The organism is Ruegeria sp. SATB045, from assembly GCF_059613525.1.
The window spans coordinates 104,384-124,585 of sequence record NZ_JBXWSR010000027.1 but is presented as its reverse complement, the minus strand read 5'-3'; the positions used below and the strand labels follow the sequence as shown (position 1 = coordinate 124,585).

Here is a 20,202-nt window from a genome sequence, read left to right as displayed (position 1 = left end):
AGCCCCCTGCGCCGACTGATTTTTTGTTAGGGAGAGACAAAATGGCATTCAATCTCAAAGGCCGTAGCTATCTGAAAATCGCCGATTTCAGCCAGCGTGAAATGCTGTACCTGCTGGATCTGGCCCGCGATCTGAAACGCGCCAAATACGCCCGCGCCGAACAGCCCTCGCTGACCGGCAAGAACATCTGCCTGATCTTTGAAAAGACTTCGACCCGTACCCGCTGCGCCTTTGAAGTGGCCGCCTACGATCAGGGTGCGAACATTACGTATCTCGATCCATCGGGATCGCAAATCGGGCACAAGGAGTCGATGAAAGACACAGCCCGCGTTTTGGGCCGCATGTTCGACGGAATTGAATTTCGCGGAGCGGGTCAGGATATGGTTGAGACGTTGTCAGACTATGCTGGCGTCCCGGTCTACAATGGCCTAACGGACGATTGGCATCCAACACAGATGCTCGCGGATATGCAAACCATGATCGAGCATGCCGACAAGCCCCGCAAGGACATTGTCTATGCCTATTCGGGCGACTGTCGGTCGAACATGGGCAACTCGCTACTGATGTTGGGCGCGATCATGGGCTGCGACGTCCGGATGATTTCTCCGAAAGAAACCCAGCCCCATGACGATGTGCGCGACTTGGCGATGGAGCGGGCTGAAAAGACCGGCGCACGTGTGACCATCACCGACGATACCTCGGCCGTAGAGGGCGCGGACTTCATTCATACCGATGTCTGGGTGTCGATGGGTGAGCCTAAAGAAGTCTGGGCTGAGCGGATCAAGCTGCTGAGCCCTTATCAGGTCAACATGGATCTGATGAAGAAAACCGGTAATCCAGCCGTCAAGTTCATGCACTGCCTGCCCGCCTTCCACAATCTGGAGACCAAGGTCGGTCAGGACATTCACGAACAGTTCGGCATCACCGAGATGGAAGTGACCGAGGAAGTGTTCGAAAGCGACATGAACATAGCGTTCGAGCAGGCCGAGAACCGGATGCACACCATCAAGGCGATCCTCGTCGCTACATTGGGAGCCTGAACCATGGGACGCGTTGTTGTAGCACTCGGCGGCAACGCGCTTCTCAAACGGGGTGAGGCGATGACAGCGGACAATCAGCGCAAGAACGCGAAGATTGCCGCCGAAGCCCTCGCCCCGCTCTGCGAAGCGCACGAAACCGTCATCACTCATGGCAATGGCCCGCAAGTCGGAATGCTGGCTCTGCAAGAGATCATGTATACGGATGTCGAGGAGTACCCGCTGGACGTTTTGGTCGGCGAAACGATGGGCATGATCGGCTATATGATCGAGCAGGAGCTTGGGAACATCCTGCCGTTTGAACACCACATCGCCACCTTGCTGACAATGATCGAAGTGGATCCGGACGACCCGGCCTTTGACAACCCGACCAAGTTCATCGGTCAGGTCTATTCCGAAGCGGACGCCAAGAAAGAGGCGGCTGACAAGGGCTGGACGGTGAAACCGGATGGCGAGTACTGGCGACGCGTTGTGCCGTCGCCCCGCCCGAAACGTATCTTTCAGGTCGAACCTATCCGTTGGATTCTGGAAAAGGGCGCGACCGTGATCGCTGCTGGCGGTGGTGGCATCCCGACGATGTACGAGGCAGGTGCTGAACGGAAACTGGTCGGGGTCGAAGCCGTCATCGACAAGGACTTTGCCTCGTGCCTTCTGGCGCAGAACCTTGGAGCAGATTTCTTTGTTATCGCTACAGATGCAGAAGCCGTGTTCCTGAACTGGGGAACGCCTGAACAAACAGGTATTAGATCGATCACTCCGGATTCATTGGATGAGTACGATTTCCCCGCCGGGTCAATGGGCCCCAAGGTCCAGGCTGCACAAGACTTTGTGCGATCCTCGGGCGGTCGCGCCATCATTTGCGCCCTAGCAGATGTTCCTGCAGCCGTTCGCGGTGAAAAAGGGACAACCGTATCGATGGAGGCGGGGAAAACACAGTTTCACTAGGCCCCAAGAATAGGCCCTGTTCATTATGTTGTCCTCTATGGGACGCGAGGGGCGACGCTGCACGCTGCGCGACACGAGATCGCGCATAGGGGGTGTCAGGCCACTAATTTTTACTGTCTCTGAAGTTCTTGTGGGCGGAATGCTGGCCAGGCAAGATGCTGACCCTCTGCCAAGATATCGTTGCGGCCACAGCGCGGAACTCGGCAGACTTTATGATTTTGGTCCTAAATTTTTGACGCTTCGCAGGCAGTTAGTTTCTCAGTTGCTTATGTTGCGAAACGAATAACAGGCGCTAAGCCTACTATTGAGCAAAAGGGGTTTAATTGTCGCGCAATCTTGAAGCCACTAGAATGGAGCCCTAAGCGCGGAATCGGTGGCCTCTGGGAATAGCCTTTGGCCAAAATTTGAACATATATTTTCTAAAAAGCACCATACGGTGGGAAGCGCAGTTCTGTTGAAATTTCGAGAGTTGGCAAAGTAGTAAATCTAATTTGAAGACCAGCTGCTTTGTCCGCGTTGTAGGCATTCGTTGAATTCTGTCGAACGATCGCGTTGCGCCTAAAGCAGACGTTTTGGCACGCTTTCCTTGCCAAGGCTTATGGCAGTCAACGAAGGGTTGGCGTGGTTCGATAAGAGCCTTCAGCTCACTGTCCTTGCCGTTCCAGTTACGGGCTCATCGTTTGGCGGGAAGGGCAAGTTATAGCCCGATTTGGAGAAAACGAACTTTGGGAAATACATTAATAAACATTTATGTTTAGGTGAAATTTGCGAGCAAATTGACGTAAGGTAAGTTATTGTAATGCATTAACAAATTGAACTCTTTTTGGTCGTTAAAACAACCACTTCAGAAATGTGCGACAAAGTCTTAGGCCATCTAGAGACGTTTAATTTTGCGCCAAGACCTCCAACTAGCCACCAGCCTTTGAATTTCAACCGTGCCTGCGCGGGCGTGAGCTTCGTCCGTATGGCCCCTACTCAAACAGGATGGTCCCAATGAATTTTATTCTGCGTGGTAGCCTGGTTACCCAAATCACCATCGGCCTAGTCGCGGGTGTTCTGCTTTCCACCTTTTGGCCCGCTGCCGGGTCAGCCGTCGGCTTGCTTGGCGATTTCTTCGTCGACGCATTAAAAGCCGTTGCACCCGTTCTGGTGCTGATCTTGGTTTGCGCTGCGATCACCAACCACAAAAAGGGCAGCGATGCCCGTATGGGCCCCGTGGTACTCTTATACCTAATCGGAACCTTCGCAGCTGCTCTGGTTGCGGTTACAGCGAGCTACATGTTTCCGGTTACTTTGCATCTGACCGGCACGCCCGAGCTTTTGGATGCGCCGGGCGGTCTTGCCGAGGTAGTTAAGAATATCTTGCTTAAAATCGTGGACAATCCAGTAAATGCTCTGGCAACCGCAAACTACATCGGCATTCTAGCTTGGGCCGTTGGTCTCGGACTTGTTTTCCGTCACGCCAGTGACACAACCAAGACCTTGATGTCGGATCTGGACGGCGCGATCACCAAGATCGTCGCAGCAATTATCCGGCTGGCTCCAATCGGTATCTTCGGTATCGTGGCTTCGACGATTGCTGAAACCGGCTTTGAAACACTTGCAAGTTATGGCCAACTTCTGGCGTTGCTGCTTGGCTGCATGATTTTCATGGCGCTGGTTGTCAACCCGCTGATCGTGTTCCTGCGCATCCGCAAAAACCCATATCCGTTGGTTTTCACATGCCTGAAAGAGTCCGGTATTACCGCGTTCTTCATGCGCAGTTCGGCGGCCAATATTCCTGTGAACATGGAACTTTGCCGCCGTATGGATTTGGATGAAGAGACTTACTCGGTCACGATTCCAATCGGTGCTACGATCAACATGGCTGGCGCTGCGATCACCATAACTGTCATGACGCTGGCAACCGTTCACACAATGGGTATTCAGGTTGATTTCATCTCGGCCGTGTTCCTCAGCATCATTGCCTCGATTGCTGCCACCGGGGCTTCGGGCGTAGCAGGAGGATCACTGTTGCTGATCCCAATGGCCGCCAGCTTGTTCGGCATCGACAATGCAACGGCCATGCAAGTGGTGAGCATCGGCTTCATTATCGGCGTGTTGCAAGACTCTGCGGAGACCGGTTTGAACTCATCGACCGACGTTCTGTTCACCGCGGCGGGATCGTATAAACAAGGAGATCCTTACCCACGAAAGTTGGCCGAGGCTCAACTGCCCGCTTAGGAATTGAGTGAAACACTTCAACCGCTGGCACTGGTCGGCGGTTGAAGAACGGATCGGTACGCAAGACAGGCATCGGGTGCAAGTCACTGAACAATCGCATCGAGCCCAAACCTTAGTTTCGGCTTATTTTAGAATTTTTTGTTCAATTGTCGGTTTAGACGCACGCATACTTTGGTCGAGGAGTTACGCTTGATGATCAGAGACGCTAAGATTGCAGTTAACCAAACAGGCAGGTTAACGTTATGCGCAGTGCTATCTTCCTACATTTATTTACATTCTTCCTAGGCGCTATGGTCGTTTCTGAGTCCGCATCGGCAGCTTCTCTCGGACAATACGAGGTTTTTGGCGTTGAAGACGGAGACATGCTGAAATTGCGTGCAGGACCGGGAATAGGGTTCAACGTGATAGCGGGCTTTCCAAATGGAACCGTTTTACGAGTTCACAGTTGCGAGCAGACCGGCGGCACCCGTTGGTGCCGGGTCTCCTTGAAACGTGCGCGTGGTTTAAAGGGATTTGTATCTTGGGCATATTTGCGAAAACTATGATTTTGGCTTTGCAGGGTGCCACCTTAGATATCCAGGTCTTGTCAAAAGAACCAAAATTGAAGCGGTTAGGATGTTTCCCTAACTTCGGCATATTTTGTACGACAGGTAGCGATTGAACTGGAGTGCAGTGACTGTCATCTATTGGCGCAGTTTCGTTCCGGCGACCCAGAACTCATTCCGCCTCGATTGGACACTTGCAGCCAAGAAATCTACGAATAGTCTGACCCGGGCCGTGTTCTTCAAGTCGCGATGTAGCAGTAACCAGATGCTTCTGTAGGGCATGGGTTTCTGAAACGGTGCTCTGATAAGGTTTGGGTGCCGGTCTCCCAGATTGCACGCAAGGTAAGCCATGCCAAGCCCGGATGCGGCCAGCGTGATCAATGGGACAAGTTCAGATACTCGATGTTTAAGCGTGGCTTTTGGGTAGTAGCTGTTCTTAACCCAGTTCGCCGTGGTCGCCTCTTCTGGCTCGTGCCAGCCAATTAGGTGGAGCCCCTCACCACCGTTATCGGAGATCCGCTGAGCATATTCTCGTGTGCAATAGGCAGCCTGCGACATTTGCACGAGCTTTCGGCCCACGACATCATCCGTCACCTCACTTGCAACTCGGAGCGATACGTCCGCTTCCCGTCGCGTCAAATCACGAACGTCATTTGTGAAGTTCATGTTCAGGGTGATGTTTGGGTAGAGATCGGCGAAAGTGGCGAAATCGTCCATCAGAGAGGTCATTGCCAGACCATGGGGCAATGTGATGTAGACCGTGCCAGAAGGTTGAGCATCGCGGCCGACAATCATTCGAGACGCCGCTGTCATTTCCGCCTCAACGCGTTCGGCGTGAGGCATTAGGTCTTCCCCAAGCTGCGTCAGCGCCAAGCCTTGCTTTGAGCGATCAAAGAGGCGGCTTCCGACCCGTTCCTCCAAAACCGATAACCTCCGGGTCAGGGTCGTATGGTTGACCTGAATGCTATCGGCGGCGCCCCGCAATGTCCCAGTTCTTGCAACAGCAAGAAAATACTTCAGATCATCCCAGTTGAGAGAGTGGCTTTCCTTGATCGACATGGCTCTTGTGTTTCATTTTTGAAGCAACGTGTCCAGAAATACCTATCTACAGATCAATTTTCGGGCGGAATACCTTGGGCTAATCAAACGCAAACTCAAGGACTATGACAGATGAACCATATACAATCTGTGTTGATCACCGGCGCAAATGCCGGATTGGGTCGCGAGGCAGCCCGGCAGCTTGCGCTTCAGAAAGGTATATCCAAAGTCTATCTGGCTTGTCGTAACCCAATCAAAGCGGAAGGCGCAAAATTAGCGCTGGAACGTGAGACCGGGCGCAAGATCTTTGAAGTTGTCCTGATGGACGTGACAAGCCCGGCTTCGGTTCGCGCCGCTGTAGCCGCACTTTCCGCCCCAATCGACGCGGTAATCCTGAATGCAGGAGGCACGGGCGGGCGGCACCCAAACAGCATTACCAGCGATGGCGTGGCAAATATCTTCGCAACAAATGTTCTGGGCCATGTGGTGTTGGTGGACGCATTGTTAGAGCGCCAGTTGGTGACGTCTACAATTCTATATGCCGGGTCCGAGGCTGCTCGTGGTATTCCCAAAATGGGTATGTACCGCCCAAGCCTGTCCGATGGGACGGTGGACGAGTTCAAGTCAATCGCCGATGGTACCAAATTCGGCCCCGACGGTGATCCGATGCAGACCTATGGCTATGCCAAGCTTACCGCGACCCTCTGGATGGGGGCGATGGCGCGTCAAAACCCTCATATTCGCTTTGTAACCATGAGCCCGGGCGGCACGGCCGGAACGGCTGGCTTTGATGACCTGCCATTTATGAAACGCATTGTCTTCAAACATGTGGGCGGTGTGCTGATGCCTCTGTTAGGCATGATGCACAGCGTTGAAGCCGGAGCAAAACGGTATCTGGACGGGTTGCTCGACCCGGAGTTCAAAACCGGCCATTTCTACGCCAGCCAAGCCGGTTATCCCACTGGGCCGGTCGTGGATCAAGCCGGCATCGATGGGGCTCTGTCGGACATCACCACCCAGGACAACGCGATCAAGGCATTGCGCCAATTCGCCTAGAAAACAGGAGTAATGAAATGGAAACCACACTGAACATCCTCGTTATCCTCGCAACCCTCATGATGTCTGGTCTTGGCATCATGTCGATGTTTGCACCCCGGCGCATGGTTGCTAACTTTGCAATCGAGCCGGTTGGCACAGCCGGGCTGAGCACAATCCGTTCGGTGATCGGCGGGCTGTTTCTGGCCTCAGTGACTTCTCTAGTGATCGCACTGACCACCGGGCAGACTCTGGGCTATGCGGCTGTCGCGGTCCTGATGGCGGTTGTAGCTGCCGGGCGTATTGTCGGAATTTTAGCGGACGGGTTTTACAAGGCAGTTGTGCCACCCTTGGTCGCTGAACTGATGATCATCGGAGTGTTGGTCACCGCGTATTACCAGCTTTCCGCGTAGCCGGGTTTGCTTCAATCGGACGGCGGCGAAGTTGGAATAGCCGCCTTCCGATCAACCAAGCACCAACTCTATGAGTTAACACTCTCGCAATATCCGCTTTGACCGCATAGCGGTCATTCAGACAGATCGCAGCGTACGACCGCACCGAGCCCGAAGCGGACTGATCTGTCGAAGGATAGGATGTCGAGTTCGGGTGCCCCAACCAGCCTGGCTCAGCGCAGGTAATCGGGGACGGGATTTTCATCGCTCGCCTGGTCCCATGCGTGCGCAAGTATCGACCAGCGACCTTCCGATTTTACGAGAAGGTAACCACTGATGTCGTGGTTCACGTCGGCTCCATCTTCCAACAGTTCAGACATTGCTAGTGCAACCGCGACATTTCCGAAGCGGAGTATTTTTACACCCTGCGTATGCTCTTCGAAACTGCGCAGGTTTTTGCAAGCCACGGTTTCCATTCGATCGATGAATTCATCAAGAGAGCGAACCTGGGCCGGTCTGGCTGCCCCGCAAAGAGCCGCGCCGGGAAGGAAATCCTGACGGAACCTAGCCCAGTCAGCGTTCTCACTCGAGTTCCACTTCATTCCCTCAAAGTGCGCTTTGATCAGGGCGTGAATGTCTGTTTCGTCTGTCATTGTATGAACTCTCATTCCTGTTGTGTTTGGTGCCACGAAGATCCTCGGTTCTGCTTCATCATTCGCGTTTCCGAATGAGCAGACGAGCAAGAACGTTCAGGACGCCACTCAGCGAATGGTAGCCAGATGATGCTGATGACATAAAAGGTATCGGACCGACGGCTCAGTTAGGTGGCGTTTATATATATACCGCAATGATCTCCGGGTAATCTCCGAGCCGCGGCACTCCGGCCAAGCATATTGCCAGATTGGCTGCTCAATTTTCCGTCTTTTGCATCATTCCATTGCCGCCGTGGCGTTCTTTACGTTGACCTCCGTCTTTGTGCATCATCGACATCATTCCATGATGCGGATGATTTCCGGCGGTCGGAACCATGACATGTGCAAAAGGCGTATCCTTCCACATCACATAGGGTCGTCCGTTATATGGGTCGGTAGACATCCCTTCGAGCAGCGCGCTATTGGGCAGCAACAGCATAAGATGCGGGCCTTCGGCGTTGATCCATTGGTTTTCCGCGGTCGGGCCTTCTGCATTTGGGTCCACGTTGCTTACCGGGCAATCTCCTGCGAGCATGTAGGCAATACCAGTGGTGTCGGCGCTAAAGGCACCGCCTGAAGCACGCGCTTTCACGAACTCGCGCCACTGCGCATCCAGACACATTGGGCACTTGGCACTTCCGCGTCCTGGCGGTGTCGGGTAACAAATCCAGTCGCCGTATCCTCCCCTGAGAACGTTTCCGTTCCAATCATGTACCGAAGCGTTGGACGCGATTTCCGGCGGAGCTGCGCTCAAGGCCTCCTTGATCAAGGCATTCGCTTCGGTTTCTTGAGAATACGCCGCACTTGCGCTCAGCGTCAGGCCCCAAAAAACGCAAACTATTAAATGTTTCATGTGAGCAATCCTCTCGCTACAAAATCGGTCGATGAGCACTGCTTAAACTGTGTTTCAATCAGATTTGCCGGCGGTTCGCATGGTGCTCAAACGCCAAAACAAACATTACCACAATTTGGCTATTCTGTCATTTTTCACACGAATTTCCCCAAATGCGATGGCCAGAAATGCTGCATGCGCTTAGGCGCAGCTATTGTTTATGCTGGCTGCGCTAAGCGGTGGCCCTGCCAAACCCTTTAAACCCGCCAAACCCGGCGCACCCCCCCCCCCATCGACGGGTCTAGCCGTTCACACCGGGCAAACCCCCTCGGTCCAGGCCGGATCGCGAGCTATTTTGATCCTTACTAGAGCGCAAATCCAAATTCGAAGAGGGAGCAAGTAGAGGTATCTCTTAAAGCCGTGATCATACGGAGTTTGCTAACGCCCGCGCGCGCCTTGTACCGAACTAGATAGCTTTGGACGGAACCAGACTCCCGACAAACTCTCATTGACGCAGTAACTTATGCCAAGTTATATGGGCCACGTAGAAATACGTGGCATGCATGGGTATGCGAAGAGATTGCGAATTTGGCGGAGGATTACTTGGTTTAACCCCCCGCAAGACATGGGTCGCGCACCAGATTTTGCAGTCTAATTAAGCGAGCGGTGCATGGGCACGCTCCTGGCGTTTCTTCAAAAAACATCAGTTTTTTTAAGGAGGCGACTATGCCCAAACGATCGCGCATGCGTGCAAACAAAAACCGCAATGCAAAACGACGCATAACTTTCGAACCAAAGAAATCCGCACCTCGCGGAACCAATAGAGATCCGCTGTTCAGCACAAAGGAAGCAGCACGTTACCTCAACGTCAAACCCAGCACGCTGGAAAAATGGCGCAGCCAGGGGCGAGGTCCGGTCCCGGTAGTTCTTGGAACAAGGATGATCCGGTATTATCAATCAGCGCTTGATGCCTTCGCGCAAGGAGGTGGAAATGTCTGATAACACATCAATAACTTCAAGGATTGCGCAAGGCACCGTTTCGGCGGCGCAGGCATATCATGAACTTGGTTGGGAGCCGCTTCGGCTCCCAACTCATGAGAAACCTCCCAAGGAAACTTGGAAAGAGCCTCGCAACTGGACACCAGAACAGATTGCCCAAGATTTCAGTCCCTCCAACAATGTAGGAATTGCTTTGGGTGCGCGTTCTGGCGGTCTTTGCGACATCGACTTTGATTGCCCACAGGCTGCTGCGCTAGGACGTATCATTTTGGCTGACTTGCCAAGCTTCGGCCGCGATAGCTCTCCGAATAGTCATCGCGTCGTGTACTGCGAGCTAGACAAGACTCGGGTTGCGTTTTCAATTCCGAAGTCGTTTCTCGAACGTGCTGGTGCAAGCAGGTCCATGGTTCTGGAAATTCGCGGGAGCCGCCACCAGACGATGTTTCCGCCTTCCACTCATCCATCCAATGAGAAGGTGACCTGGCACGACGATCCGGAAAACATTCCCAGATTAGAAAAATCTGACCTCAACAAGAGGTGCGGTATCGTCGCGTTCTCGTCGGTCATCGCAATGTTCTATCCAACGGAACCTGGAGAACGCGATGAAATCTGCATGGCGATTGCAGGTACATTTGTTGTCCTGCTCTCTGACGATGAGCTGATTGATGAGATCATAGTTTGCATTGCAACACTGGCGGGAGACGATGAGGCTGAAAGGAGACGTGGAAAAGCCGCAAACGCCCGTGCGAGAATTGATGCCGGCGAGACGGTATGAGGCCTCCCCGAACTTTGCAGCCGATTGGGTATCGAGGCTGGTCAGCGCGATTTCCGCAAATGGTTGGGGCTCGGCAAGGGAGGGGGCGCTTCCTCCAAGCGCAAGCGCGGCAACGGTGAACCTACGATCGTCATTGCACCGGGCAATTTGCCGGCTGAAGTCGATCAACTCGAACAAGCGCTGATCGCGTCAGAGATAGATGTTTACCAGCGCGCCGAGCACTTAGTTCGGGTCGGTGAACTGCCAAAGTCAGTCGGAGAAGATGGCGTGGTCCGTCCAGGCGGTACCCACATTCTTTTTCAAGTGAATAGTACTTGGCTGCGGGAGCAACTCGCCCGGATTATTAATTGGGAAAAGCAATTTGACGGTGGTGTTAAGACTGTCAGTCCACCATCCGAACACGCGACAACCTACCTCGCGCGTGTTGGACAGTGGAGGGTTCCAGTGCTTAACGGACTTACTTCTACTCCAACTTTGCGAGCGGACGGTTCGATACTGCAAACGCCCGGATACGACTTTGCATCTGGCTTGCTTTACGACCCTGGTGGCGCCGAGTTCGAAGAAGTTCCGGACAAACCAACCCTTGAACAAGCGAAGCAGGCATTGGCTGTCTTCATACGACCGTTTCGCGAGTTCCCGTTTGCAAGCGAACTAGACCGTAGTGTTGCTATAGCCGCAGCACTCACTTCGCTTGTTCGACGCTCGCTGCCGACAGCACCACTCTTTGCTATCGATGCTCCAACGGCGGGAAGTGGCAAAACCTTCATAAGCCAGGTGATCGGAATAATCGCAAACGGGCACATGCCGACACTCATTTCGCAAGGCAAGACAGAAGAGGAGGATGAAAAGCGCATCGCGACCGTGCTTTTGGCTGGTGATGCCGTGGTCGTCTTGGACAACTGTGAAAGACAAATCAGCGGAGACGCGCTTTGTACTGTGCTCACCTCTGAAATCTGGGGTGCTCGTATTCTCGGCAAGTCAGAGTTGGCAAGAACTCCAACCAACGCCTTGTTCATGGCGACAGGGAACAATCTCATCGTCGCAGGCGACATGGCAAGACGTACGATTCCTTGTCGGCTGGACCCAAAGAGCGAGCGTCCGGATCAAGAACCTCACAGCTTTGATCCAAGAGAGGAGGCCCTGCAAGATCGGCCAAAGTTAGTAGTCGCTGGGCTAACTATATTCCGCGCCTACATTGCTGCCGGGCGCCCGAAGCAAACAACGCCTATGGGGTCATTTGCAGAATGGAATATGGTCAGAGAGACGCTGATCTGGTTGGGTCTGCCAGACCCTGTCGCAGCCAGAGAGCGACTTATGGCGGACGATCCGCGCAAGTCTGAGTTGGCAAACCTCCTTGAAGTCTGGCTTAGCGCGGTTGGAAGCGAGGAGCTAACTCTTGCGGAGATCGCGGCACGGGTGGAAAGCGATAGCACACCTGAAATGAAGGAACTCATGGCGGCGCTATCTGCCATGTGCCGGAATGGTCATTTTAATCCCAAAAGTGTGGGCCGGCATCTCATGCGCCACAAAGATAGGATTGTCGGTGGTCGTGTTCTCCGGGCGAACCTGGGTTCAAGCGGAGCTCAACTTTATCGCGTCGATATCGCCGAAGCGGCACCCATGAAAGTGGAAGTGCAGGATGAGATTCCATTCTGATTGGGGTTTAGGCACGCTATCAATCAAAACGGGGCTGGCCGACAGGCCGGCCCTACTTTGCAGGGTTTACGGGGTTTGCTTCGGCTAGCGGTTTTGTATTTTCCTTCTCCGCACGCAAACCGATGCGTTGCGCCAAACACCGATTACGTAAGAACTGCACACTATTCGGCGCCGGTATGCGAGGTCATTTTAAAATGATCCGTGACCAAGCGGAGGCTGCAAAGCCATGCTGAGCGGACATATCCATTGGCTGTACGCATGTTGGTGGGGGCAGGGGCATGGCCAGCGCCTTGATCCTACATGAGCTTCTGAGCGTCCCTGCGGACGACGTTAACGCCTCTGTATAGCGGATTTTCGGCTAATTCCCAGCAGCTATGACCATAGGTGCCGTGTAAGCGGTTTGCCTAGTAATGATGGTGGGTGGATCTCACCGTCAGTTGCCTTAAAGAGTCATTCGCTCTTCTTGCGGATAAGCTCGCGCAATATGCGAAAAAGCAGACGTTTAATTCCAACAAAAATCGTTGAAATCGCCGCAATGCCGCAAGTCTGCTCGGAGCCCAAACCGGACACCTATCCGGCTGGAACAGCTAGACAGATGTCCGAATTGGCATTCGTTAGTCGGATGTCGGGTGGGCGTAAGTTTGTTGGGAATTGGCATCAGTGAGGATTGCGCCAATCTCGACAAGACCCAAATCGACGTCCGTGGCCGACGTCTCATATTTGTCGCGTGGTGGCATTGGGCGCGATTGCCATTCAGGTTGGAAGGCAAAGCTGGACACAGATCGTCCTTCAACCAGCGCACCATTTCCAGCGCCCAATGCATAGTCATAGTACAGTTTGACGATCTCTTCTTCGCTGACCTGGTCGGTGGCCTCGTGGGCCATGCAAGCGGCGCGCCATTTTTTGACACGTTCATATTCCGGCCCTACAGGTAGCTCAAAACCCTCGTAGTAATCCAAGAACCAGAAGCGTTTGAAGACAGGCGCAAACACGGCTTCGGCCAGACTGAACTCCTCAAACAAGAAGGTGCCATCCGGGTTATGTTCCATCAAAAAATCATTCAGGTCCCGGTACAGTGAGAGCAATTTGTCATTGTGGGCCTCTTTCTGTGCCCGGTCCTGGTTCATGACATAGATGTATCCCGCCATGGTGAAGGGGCCTTCTTTGGCAATCAGCATGCTTTCGATCGCATGTTCGCAAGGGTCGGCGCGGCGAAGCCGTGGCCCCTCCAGAACTTCATCAAGATAACGCAGGATCACCAGGCTTTCCTTGATGATGTGACCTTCTGCCGTTTCCAGTACTGGCAGGGCGGTTGTCCCACGGGTTTTTCGCAAGAGCTCGGGGTCACGTGGTTTGGTGATGTCGACAACTCTGAACTCGACCGCGTCCTGCATACCACGAAGTTCCAGAAGGATTTCGAGCCGTTGGGAGAATGGGCAGACTGGGATGTGATATACTATGTGCTTGTTCATGGAGCTCAATCCAATGGCGGACCGGTGAAGGTCATGTTGTGTTTGGTGGCAGAGGCTTCGATGGCCGGCATATCCTCGGGGATTTTGCACTGTCCGTCTGCCATGTCCTGAAAGAACCCCTCAAAGCCGCCCGGGGTCAGAATAACGAGATGACGAGACGGTTCGTCGCCGATCACCTTGAATGTGTGTTCCTTTCCACGCGGGATGAAGACGCTTTCGCCCGGGCCCGCAATCGTCTCGATCCCTTCGATCCAGATTTTGCAGGTTCCCGTGATCATCACGAATGTTTCGTCTTCATTGTGATGAACGTGGCGGGGCGGTCCGCTGCCGACGGGCGACAGGCTGTCGACGATCGACATGGCCCCACCGGTTTCTTCCGCTGTCAGGATGGTTTTGTAACGGACGCCAAGCCATTCGATTGTGGCGTCATCAGTCATCAAATCTTTCATCGTTTCAGTCCCTGTTCTTGAGATGAAACGAAAGCGCTTTCGTTGGTTTCCATTTACCGGGATTATTCGGTATCACTCCAACGAAACTTCAAAATACAGGGTATCACCAACGTGAATTTCGCCACTCTTGACCTTAATTTGCTCAGAATTCTGGACGCAATTCTGCGCGAAGGATCGACGACCAAGGCCGGCGAAAGGCTGGGGTTGTCGCAATCTGCGGTTTCCAATGCCCTGAACCGGCTGCGACATTCCTTGGATGACGCCCTGTTTGTTCGACACGGGAACCAGTTGGTCCCAACCGATTTCGCCGCTTCGATCAAAGATGGCTTGCGCGAAGAACTCAATCGGCTGGAGGGATTGCTAACTCCACCCAAAGATTTCGATCCGCTGCAGGCACAGGGCAACTTCAAAATCTCGGCAAGCGATTTCTTTGCAGAACTCCTCATGCCAGCGCTTGGCGACCACCTCAGTCACAATGCACCGGGAATAACCGCCCAGTTGGTCGATTTGGTTCCCTACAATTACGTCGAAAGCCTTGACCGATATCAGGCCGACGTCGCCCTTATTCCGGATACGGACCTACCAGAGTGGATAAATCGCGAACCTCTGTTCCATTCGTCTTTTTCCGTCATTGGCAGAGCCACCAATCCCGCGCTTTCAAGCTTTGTTAGCGGCGGTGAAATGTCTTTGGAAACTTTTTGCGACTTGTCCCATGTCCTGTTTTCTCCTGAGGGCAAAATGTCGGCCATGGGGGATGCAGCCTTGGCAAAGGTCGGACGAAAACGTCAAGTCGCCATGACTCTGCCAGTGTTTTCGGGCGTGTGCAGAACCGTCAGCGAAAGCGATCTTATCGCGCTGGTGCCGACGCAACTGGCCCAAAAGGTCTCGATAGGATTTGACCTTAAGCATTTCACGCCACCGTTCGAAATCGCTCCTGCCTTGATCATCGCGATTTGGCACAAAAGATCTGATGAGAACCCGATGGCAAAATGGATGCGCCAGCAGATCTTTCAACTTATGAAGCCATTGGATGAGAGTTAGCTACAGGTGCGGACCCTCTCGAAAGAACGGGAAGCGTCCGCTTTGTCCGCATAGCAGACCTTATACTGATCTAATTGCTGCACTTTGTTCCAACGTCCGCTTTCGGGGATCTTTGACGTTGAGCCGCTGAACGTTCGATCGTGGTAGACGCCTCTATTGGCCAAACCTTTCAATTCTGGTTGATATGATCGAGTTGGATAGTTCTCCATTGTACCGGATGCAGTGCGATGCTGTATCTTAACACGATGAAAAGTCGAGCTTTTTCGGGAATGATGCTTATAATGAGTCGTGGCCGAAAGGAGGTCACGATGCCAAACCTACGTCTTACCCGTCGCACTGTTGACGACATACCGCACCCAGTAAGCGGGCAAATCATATATCGGGACACAATGTTGCCGGGGTTTGGTGTGCGTGTCGGTGCCAGATCGAAAACATACATTGTCGAAGGGCAGGTAAACCGTCGCACACGACGTGTTACTATCGGACGGGCTGACCTCTTCCCACCGGAAAAAGCGCGACGCAAGGCGCAGGTGGTGTTGGGAGAAATGGCGGATGGCGTTGACCCGATAGAGGAGAAGCGTAAAAAAGCGACAAAAGCTATTACTTTGAAAACGGCTTTCGATAAGTTCTTTGCCGGTCGACCACATCTAGCAAAGGCCACAGTGGAGAACTACTCGCGCACCGGTTTCATTTACCTGAAGGATTGGGCGAACAAGCCAATCAATGAGATCACACGGCAAATGGTGTTGAAAAAGCACCAAGAGATGTCCCGTGATAATGGCAAAATCACAGCCAACGACTCATTTCGCCATTTTCGTTCTGTATACAACTTTATTGCTGCAACCGAGGATGATTTTCCGCCAAATCCGGTGAGCATACTGAGCCAGGCTAAGGTCTGGAATAAGGAACGGCGGCGACAAACGGTTATCGAGGCAAAACAGCTCCCCGCATGGTGGGCCGCAGTAATGGAAGAGCCCGAGTACTCCCGGGATTTCCTGACTATGGCTTTGTTTACCGGTATGCGGCGGGGTGAGTTGCAGGGCTTGCGCTGGGAGAATGTTGATCTTGCTGAGCGCAAACTGCACCTACCAACAACCAAAAACGGCGACCCGCTTACACTTCCGTTATCTGACTTTATTTTCGAGTTGCTCCGAGAACGAAAACAAAATGCGAGCGCATCTCCATGGGTGTTTCCCGGTAACGGACCCGCAGGCCATATTGTCGAACCAAAAAAGTTCCTGCAACGGGTCAGCGCTGCCTCAGGCGTATCTTTCACGCTCCATGACCTGCGCAGAACGTATATCACGATTGCTGAAAGCCTCGACATTCCGCACTACGCGCTCAAACGTCTGCTGAACCATCGCTCATCTGCCGATGTCACAGGCGGTTACATTATCATCAACGTCGATAGATTGCGTGAACCTGTTGAGCTCATCTCCAAACGCATCCTGGAAATGAAAGAGCCAAAGGGCTGATTGCGCGCCCTTTGAGCCACCACGATCAAACTCAGCATGTACTGTAGTAAGCTCGGCCCAAATTTATTGGGCGGCGACGGAGAACACGCGTTCCCCCGCTAAAAACACTACGCCGTACGCCGTGTAAAAATCGTTTTAATTTCTGATAGTTATGGTGCTGCTGCGGAGATTTGAACTCCGGACCTCTCCCTTACCAAGGGAGTGCTCTAACATGCGCTGGGTCACGCTGAGTAGTTAGAACCAATTGAAACCTTTAAAATTTAGTTATGCTAGGTTATGTCATGTTGCGATGAATGAGCATAACGGTGGTCGCCATGTGGTCGCCAAAAGGGAAACCGGTTTATGACCCCAACTGCCCTAAAGATCGTTCCGGTCGGCCCCAAACCCAGCGCCCAGCGCCAGGCCCTAACCGAAGCCAAGGTCCGCGCAGCAAAGCCATGCGCCCAACGATACGAAATCAATGACACGGATGTCCCCGGCCTCGCGCTGCGCATCGGGACCGACACCAAGGTCTACATCCTCCGCTCACGCCTCGGGACCGGTCGTGAAGCCAAGCGCGTCCAGATCAAGATCGGTGACACCCGCACAACCACTCTCAAGCAGGCGCGCGACCTCGCACGCGCCAACATCCTCGATCTGCGCAACGGTATCGACCCGCGCGTCCCTCGGATCGGGGCGATCCGTACCGCCCAGCTTCTGGACCTTTACGAACAGGACCTGATCGCGCGCCAAATCGTCCGTACGACCGACATGATGCAATCGCTGCGCGCGAACCTAAACCCGCACCGCACGCGTCCAATCGGTGATCTGACACGCCTCGACCTGACGGCGGTCATTGACGGTATCGAGAAATCCGGTCGTCCCGGCGCTGCCGACTACTTCCGCAAGAACGCCACTGGATTTCTGAACTTCGCAGCAGACAAGGGACATATCCCTGTCTCGCCCCTCGCAGGCTACCGTAGACCGCGCCAGACACGCGCGCAACGCCTCTCGGGCAACCAATGGACCATGAACACCCCAGAGCAGATCCAGCGGTTTCTGAAGGCTGTCAGCTCCTCTCATGATCCGATATTCCAAGCCTTCTTGCGCTTCACACTTCTGACCGGCCAACGCCGCAACGAAGTCGCGCACATGCGCTGGGCGGAGCTCGACACCAAACTCTCGATCTGGACAGTCCCCGCAGACCGTACCAAGACCGGGACCGAACACACGGTCCCGCTCGGTCTTCTGTCCCGCGCGTTGCTGGAAAATCTCGCGGAGGTTGCTTGCGCGACCATAGGTGAAACCGGCGCCTTGATCTTCTCCAGCCATCGCAAACCCGGATCGCCAATGTCCGGCTGGTCAAAGCGGATCATTCCGGTCCGTAATGCATACGGCGACAACCGTTTGTCTATCCACGGCCTGCGCCGCACATACCGTACCGGCTTGAGCGAACTCGGGATCGACTTTGACACTGCCGAAAGAATGATCGGACACAAGCGCCCCGGGCTAGCTGGAACTTATGACAAATCCACCATTATCGACCGGCGTTTCGAAGCCCAATACCGATGGGAGCATATGCTGTCTGAACTCGGTGAGTTTTAGTTAGTTCGCTAGGATGAGGACTTTTAAAAAGAGCTCAACGTCGACGGCGGCTTTTACTAAGCAGCGGACGTTGGCTGAAAACGGGGCAAAGACCGCAATGCGGACGAAGCCGCCATTCGCTGCACAGCTTTGCTAATGCCAAAGGTCGTTCCGCCAGCATAAAAAGATGACAATACCTGAGCGCTGTCCTAACCTAGCTTTATGAGAGCTCGCCTTGCTGTGATCTTGATGGCTGACTTGGTCGGCTATACGTCCGCAATGGAGGCGGATCAGTCGCTCGCAATTGGGCTTGTCCGCGAACTTCGGGATAAACTACTGGAACCGGAAGCCGTACAAAGAGGCGGCGAGATACTGAAGCGTATGGGTGATGGATGGATAATTGCCTTTCCTTCAGTATCCGCGGCAATTGAAACCGCTCAGTTTGTTCAACTTGCATTGGTCGGCCATAAGAAAATCAGGCTAAGGATGGCAGCGCATCTTGGTGAGATCGTTCAAGACGAGGCCGACATTTATGGCGCCGGTATAAACATCACCGCACGCCTACAAACCGAGGCGCCACCCGGTGGTGTGATGATCTCCGAAGACCTCAAGCGGCAGTTAGACGAAAAGTTCTCAGCGGGTTTCAGCGATGCGGGTAGGTTCGATTTAAAGAACCTTGCTAATCCGGTGAATGGGTTTCAATGGCGGCCCACCACGAAGCGTGAAACTGAACATACCGAATTGCCTTCCATTGCAGTCGAGCCGGTCACAAGTGCTCCCGAAACAAGAGAAACGCTTGAGGTTTGCGCTGATCTTCAGGAGCAATTGGTTCACAGTCTTTCGCGCCGCACTGGTGTGCGTGTGATAGCAACAGATTCAACAACCGAGACCAAAGCAACTTACAGCCTTAGGTGCAGATTGCGCTGCCGGGAGACCGAAGCAAGGATCTCGTCCAGCCTTACCCGGTTGGGAGATGGACAGGTGACATGGTCGCGCTTCTTAACCGGAGATTCAGAGAATTTGTTTGAATTGAGCGATCGGGCTGCAGAACAACTCTCAGACGATTTACGTCTGCAGATCAACGCGTTTGACGGCGACCGGCTGAGCGACATTCCAGACGATCAACTAAGCCCAAGTGAGTTAAGATCCCGAGCAGCAATGCTGTTTTATCGTGCCACCATCGAAGACTATAATCATGCGGGCAAATTGCTAGAGCGAGCACTTCGACTTGATCCCGAGAACGGGTCAGGGCTTGCAATGTGGTGTGAAGCCAAACTTTACCCCTTAGAAGCATGCTATCGCGAGGCTGATCCTGATTTGCGTATGCGGATTATTGAGTCTTCGAACAAGGCCGTTCAGGCTGCGCCTCGCTCTGATTACTGCTGGTATACGCGGGCACAGGTGCGCGCACGCCTCGCGGGTGATCTACATGGCGCCCGGAAGGACATTGATAGGATTTTTCGACTGAACCCCAACTACGTTTTGGGTATGGAGGTGAGCGGTTACACCGAAATTATTGCCGGTAACTGGGAAGCCGCTCGGAATAGTTTAGCGAAGTCCGTGAGTCGTTCCACTGAGGATCCGTTTCTTCCGTACCGGCTTTACCCCCTTTCGATCGCCCACATGATGGCAGGTGATGAGGGACACGCGATCGAAGCAATTTCTGACGCGACTGAAATGCGTCCCTCCTGCAGACACTTTTGGTTAGTGAAGGCGTGGATACTCAGGAAATCGGGAATGCACTCCAAAGCGGAAACTGCTGCAGTACGTGCGGAAGCGCTGTCAGAACAAGCGGATATCCTTGCACAAAATCTTCATCTGCCCGACCCCATCAGAGAGGCTATAGGGTTGCCCGGTGATCCGATCCAAGCATAGAGACCTAGTTGGGTCACTACAGCGTCGGCTGACAATTGAATGGCAGACACGTAAGACGTTCTCGCCTTTCGGTATTCTACCAAGACCAACCTAAAGCGCACTAACCACATTCTCCGCGGGCGATGAATTGCGTAATTCTAAGGGTCGCTTTGGGCTCA

General features: G+C 53.5%; 18 protein-coding genes. 13 read left to right on the top strand and 5 right to left on the bottom strand.

Features of this window, described 5'->3' with window-relative positions; translation table 11 throughout:
* The first annotated feature begins 41 nt into the window (after nucleotides 1–41).
* From argF to AC2FNR_RS15120, 4 genes are all read left to right on the top strand, one after another.
* Nucleotides 42–1,040: an ornithine carbamoyltransferase gene (argF, locus tag AC2FNR_RS15135; RefSeq protein WP_480548725.1), complete on the top strand. Its 999-nt coding sequence runs from the start codon at nucleotides 42–44 to the stop codon at nucleotides 1,038–1,040.
* A gap of 3 nt (nucleotides 1,041–1,043) precedes the next feature.
* A complete protein-coding gene (arcC, locus tag AC2FNR_RS15130) occupies nucleotides 1,044–1,982 on the top strand; it encodes a carbamate kinase (protein ID WP_496849811.1) in 939 nt (312 codons plus the stop codon).
* Between the two features lie 993 nt (nucleotides 1,983–2,975).
* Nucleotides 2,976–4,205: a serine/threonine transporter SstT gene (gene sstT / locus AC2FNR_RS15125; protein WP_353394469.1), complete on the top strand. Its 1,230-nt coding sequence runs from the start codon at nucleotides 2,976–2,978 to the stop codon at nucleotides 4,203–4,205.
* Between the two features lie 290 nt (nucleotides 4,206–4,495).
* The gene (locus AC2FNR_RS15120; protein WP_234899584.1) at nucleotides 4,496–4,750 is read left to right on the top strand and encodes an SH3 domain-containing protein; all 255 of its coding nucleotides are present in this window, start codon (nucleotides 4,496–4,498) and stop codon (nucleotides 4,748–4,750) included.
* 138 nt (nucleotides 4,751–4,888) lie between these two features.
* Here the strand turns inward: AC2FNR_RS15120 and AC2FNR_RS15115 are convergent, their stop codons facing one another.
* Complete coding sequence (locus AC2FNR_RS15115; RefSeq protein ID WP_496849809.1) at nucleotides 4,889–5,809, bottom strand: LysR family transcriptional regulator; 921 nt, start codon at nucleotides 5,807–5,809, stop codon at nucleotides 4,889–4,891.
* A 111-nt stretch (nucleotides 5,810–5,920) separates the two neighbouring features.
* On the opposite strand from AC2FNR_RS15115, the gene AC2FNR_RS15110 reads away from it, so the two are divergent.
* Both AC2FNR_RS15110 and AC2FNR_RS15105 read left to right on the top strand, forming a co-directional pair.
* Nucleotides 5,921–6,844 (top strand): SDR family NAD(P)-dependent oxidoreductase, encoded by a 924-nt coding sequence (locus tag AC2FNR_RS15110; protein ID WP_496849807.1) that lies wholly within the window; start codon nucleotides 5,921–5,923, stop codon nucleotides 6,842–6,844.
* A 17-nt stretch (nucleotides 6,845–6,861) separates the two neighbouring features.
* Nucleotides 6,862–7,236, top strand: coding sequence for a DUF4345 family protein (locus AC2FNR_RS15105; protein ID WP_170756232.1), 375 nt, complete (start codon nucleotides 6,862–6,864; stop codon nucleotides 7,234–7,236).
* Between the two features lie 212 nt (nucleotides 7,237–7,448).
* Here the strand turns inward: AC2FNR_RS15105 and AC2FNR_RS15100 are convergent, their stop codons facing one another.
* Both AC2FNR_RS15100 and AC2FNR_RS15095 read right to left on the bottom strand, forming a co-directional pair.
* A complete protein-coding gene (locus AC2FNR_RS15100; RefSeq protein WP_496849805.1) occupies nucleotides 7,449–7,868 on the bottom strand; it encodes a nuclear transport factor 2 family protein in 420 nt (139 codons plus the stop codon).
* Between the two features lie 256 nt (nucleotides 7,869–8,124).
* Complete coding sequence (locus tag AC2FNR_RS15095; RefSeq protein WP_496849804.1) at nucleotides 8,125–8,760, bottom strand: hypothetical protein; 636 nt, start codon at nucleotides 8,758–8,760, stop codon at nucleotides 8,125–8,127.
* A gap of 705 nt (nucleotides 8,761–9,465) precedes the next feature.
* On the opposite strand from AC2FNR_RS15095, the gene AC2FNR_RS15090 reads away from it, so the two are divergent.
* From AC2FNR_RS15090 to AC2FNR_RS15080, 3 genes are read left to right on the top strand one after another with little or no spacing between them, the layout of a single operon-like run.
* Nucleotides 9,466–9,738, top strand: coding sequence for a helix-turn-helix transcriptional regulator (locus AC2FNR_RS15090; RefSeq protein ID WP_496849802.1), 273 nt, complete (start codon nucleotides 9,466–9,468; stop codon nucleotides 9,736–9,738).
* Nucleotides 9,731–10,513, top strand: a complete 783-nt coding sequence (locus AC2FNR_RS15085) for a bifunctional DNA primase/polymerase (protein ID WP_496849800.1) — start codon at nucleotides 9,731–9,733, stop codon at nucleotides 10,511–10,513. The genes AC2FNR_RS15090 and AC2FNR_RS15085 overlap by 8 nt, the downstream gene beginning before the upstream one ends.
* A gap of 24 nt (nucleotides 10,514–10,537) precedes the next feature.
* A complete protein-coding gene (locus tag AC2FNR_RS15080) occupies nucleotides 10,538–12,169 on the top strand; it encodes a hypothetical protein (RefSeq protein WP_496849799.1) in 1,632 nt (543 codons plus the stop codon).
* A 614-nt stretch (nucleotides 12,170–12,783) separates the two neighbouring features.
* On the opposite strand, the gene AC2FNR_RS15075 is transcribed toward AC2FNR_RS15080, so the two are convergent.
* Together AC2FNR_RS15075 and AC2FNR_RS15070 are read right to left on the bottom strand one after the other, a co-directional pair.
* Nucleotides 12,784–13,641, bottom strand: coding sequence for a glutathione S-transferase family protein (locus AC2FNR_RS15075; protein WP_496849797.1), 858 nt, complete (start codon nucleotides 13,639–13,641; stop codon nucleotides 12,784–12,786).
* A gap of 5 nt (nucleotides 13,642–13,646) precedes the next feature.
* Entirely contained in the window at nucleotides 13,647–14,090 is a 444-nt protein-coding gene (locus tag AC2FNR_RS15070; RefSeq protein WP_171619939.1) for a cupin domain-containing protein, read from the bottom strand.
* A gap of 111 nt (nucleotides 14,091–14,201) precedes the next feature.
* Here AC2FNR_RS15070 and AC2FNR_RS15065 point away from each other — a divergent pair, with 111 nt between their 5' ends.
* From AC2FNR_RS15065 to AC2FNR_RS15050, 4 genes are all read left to right on the top strand, one after another.
* Nucleotides 14,202–15,131, top strand: coding sequence for a LysR family transcriptional regulator (locus AC2FNR_RS15065; protein ID WP_171619941.1), 930 nt, complete (start codon nucleotides 14,202–14,204; stop codon nucleotides 15,129–15,131).
* Nucleotides 15,132–15,439: 308 nt separating this feature from the next.
* The gene (locus AC2FNR_RS15060) at nucleotides 15,440–16,606 is read left to right on the top strand and encodes a tyrosine-type recombinase/integrase (RefSeq protein ID WP_496849794.1); all 1,167 of its coding nucleotides are present in this window, start codon (nucleotides 15,440–15,442) and stop codon (nucleotides 16,604–16,606) included.
* Between the two features lie 342 nt (nucleotides 16,607–16,948).
* Nucleotides 16,949–18,190 carry a tyrosine-type recombinase/integrase gene (locus tag AC2FNR_RS15055; protein ID WP_282121126.1) on the top strand — a complete coding sequence of 414 codons (1,242 nt, stop codon included), beginning with the start codon at nucleotides 16,949–16,951 and terminating at the stop codon, nucleotides 18,188–18,190.
* A 228-nt stretch (nucleotides 18,191–18,418) separates the two neighbouring features.
* The gene (locus AC2FNR_RS15050; protein WP_496849792.1) at nucleotides 18,419–20,044 is read left to right on the top strand and encodes a hypothetical protein; all 1,626 of its coding nucleotides are present in this window, start codon (nucleotides 18,419–18,421) and stop codon (nucleotides 20,042–20,044) included.
* Nucleotides 20,045–20,202 lie beyond the last annotated feature (158 nt).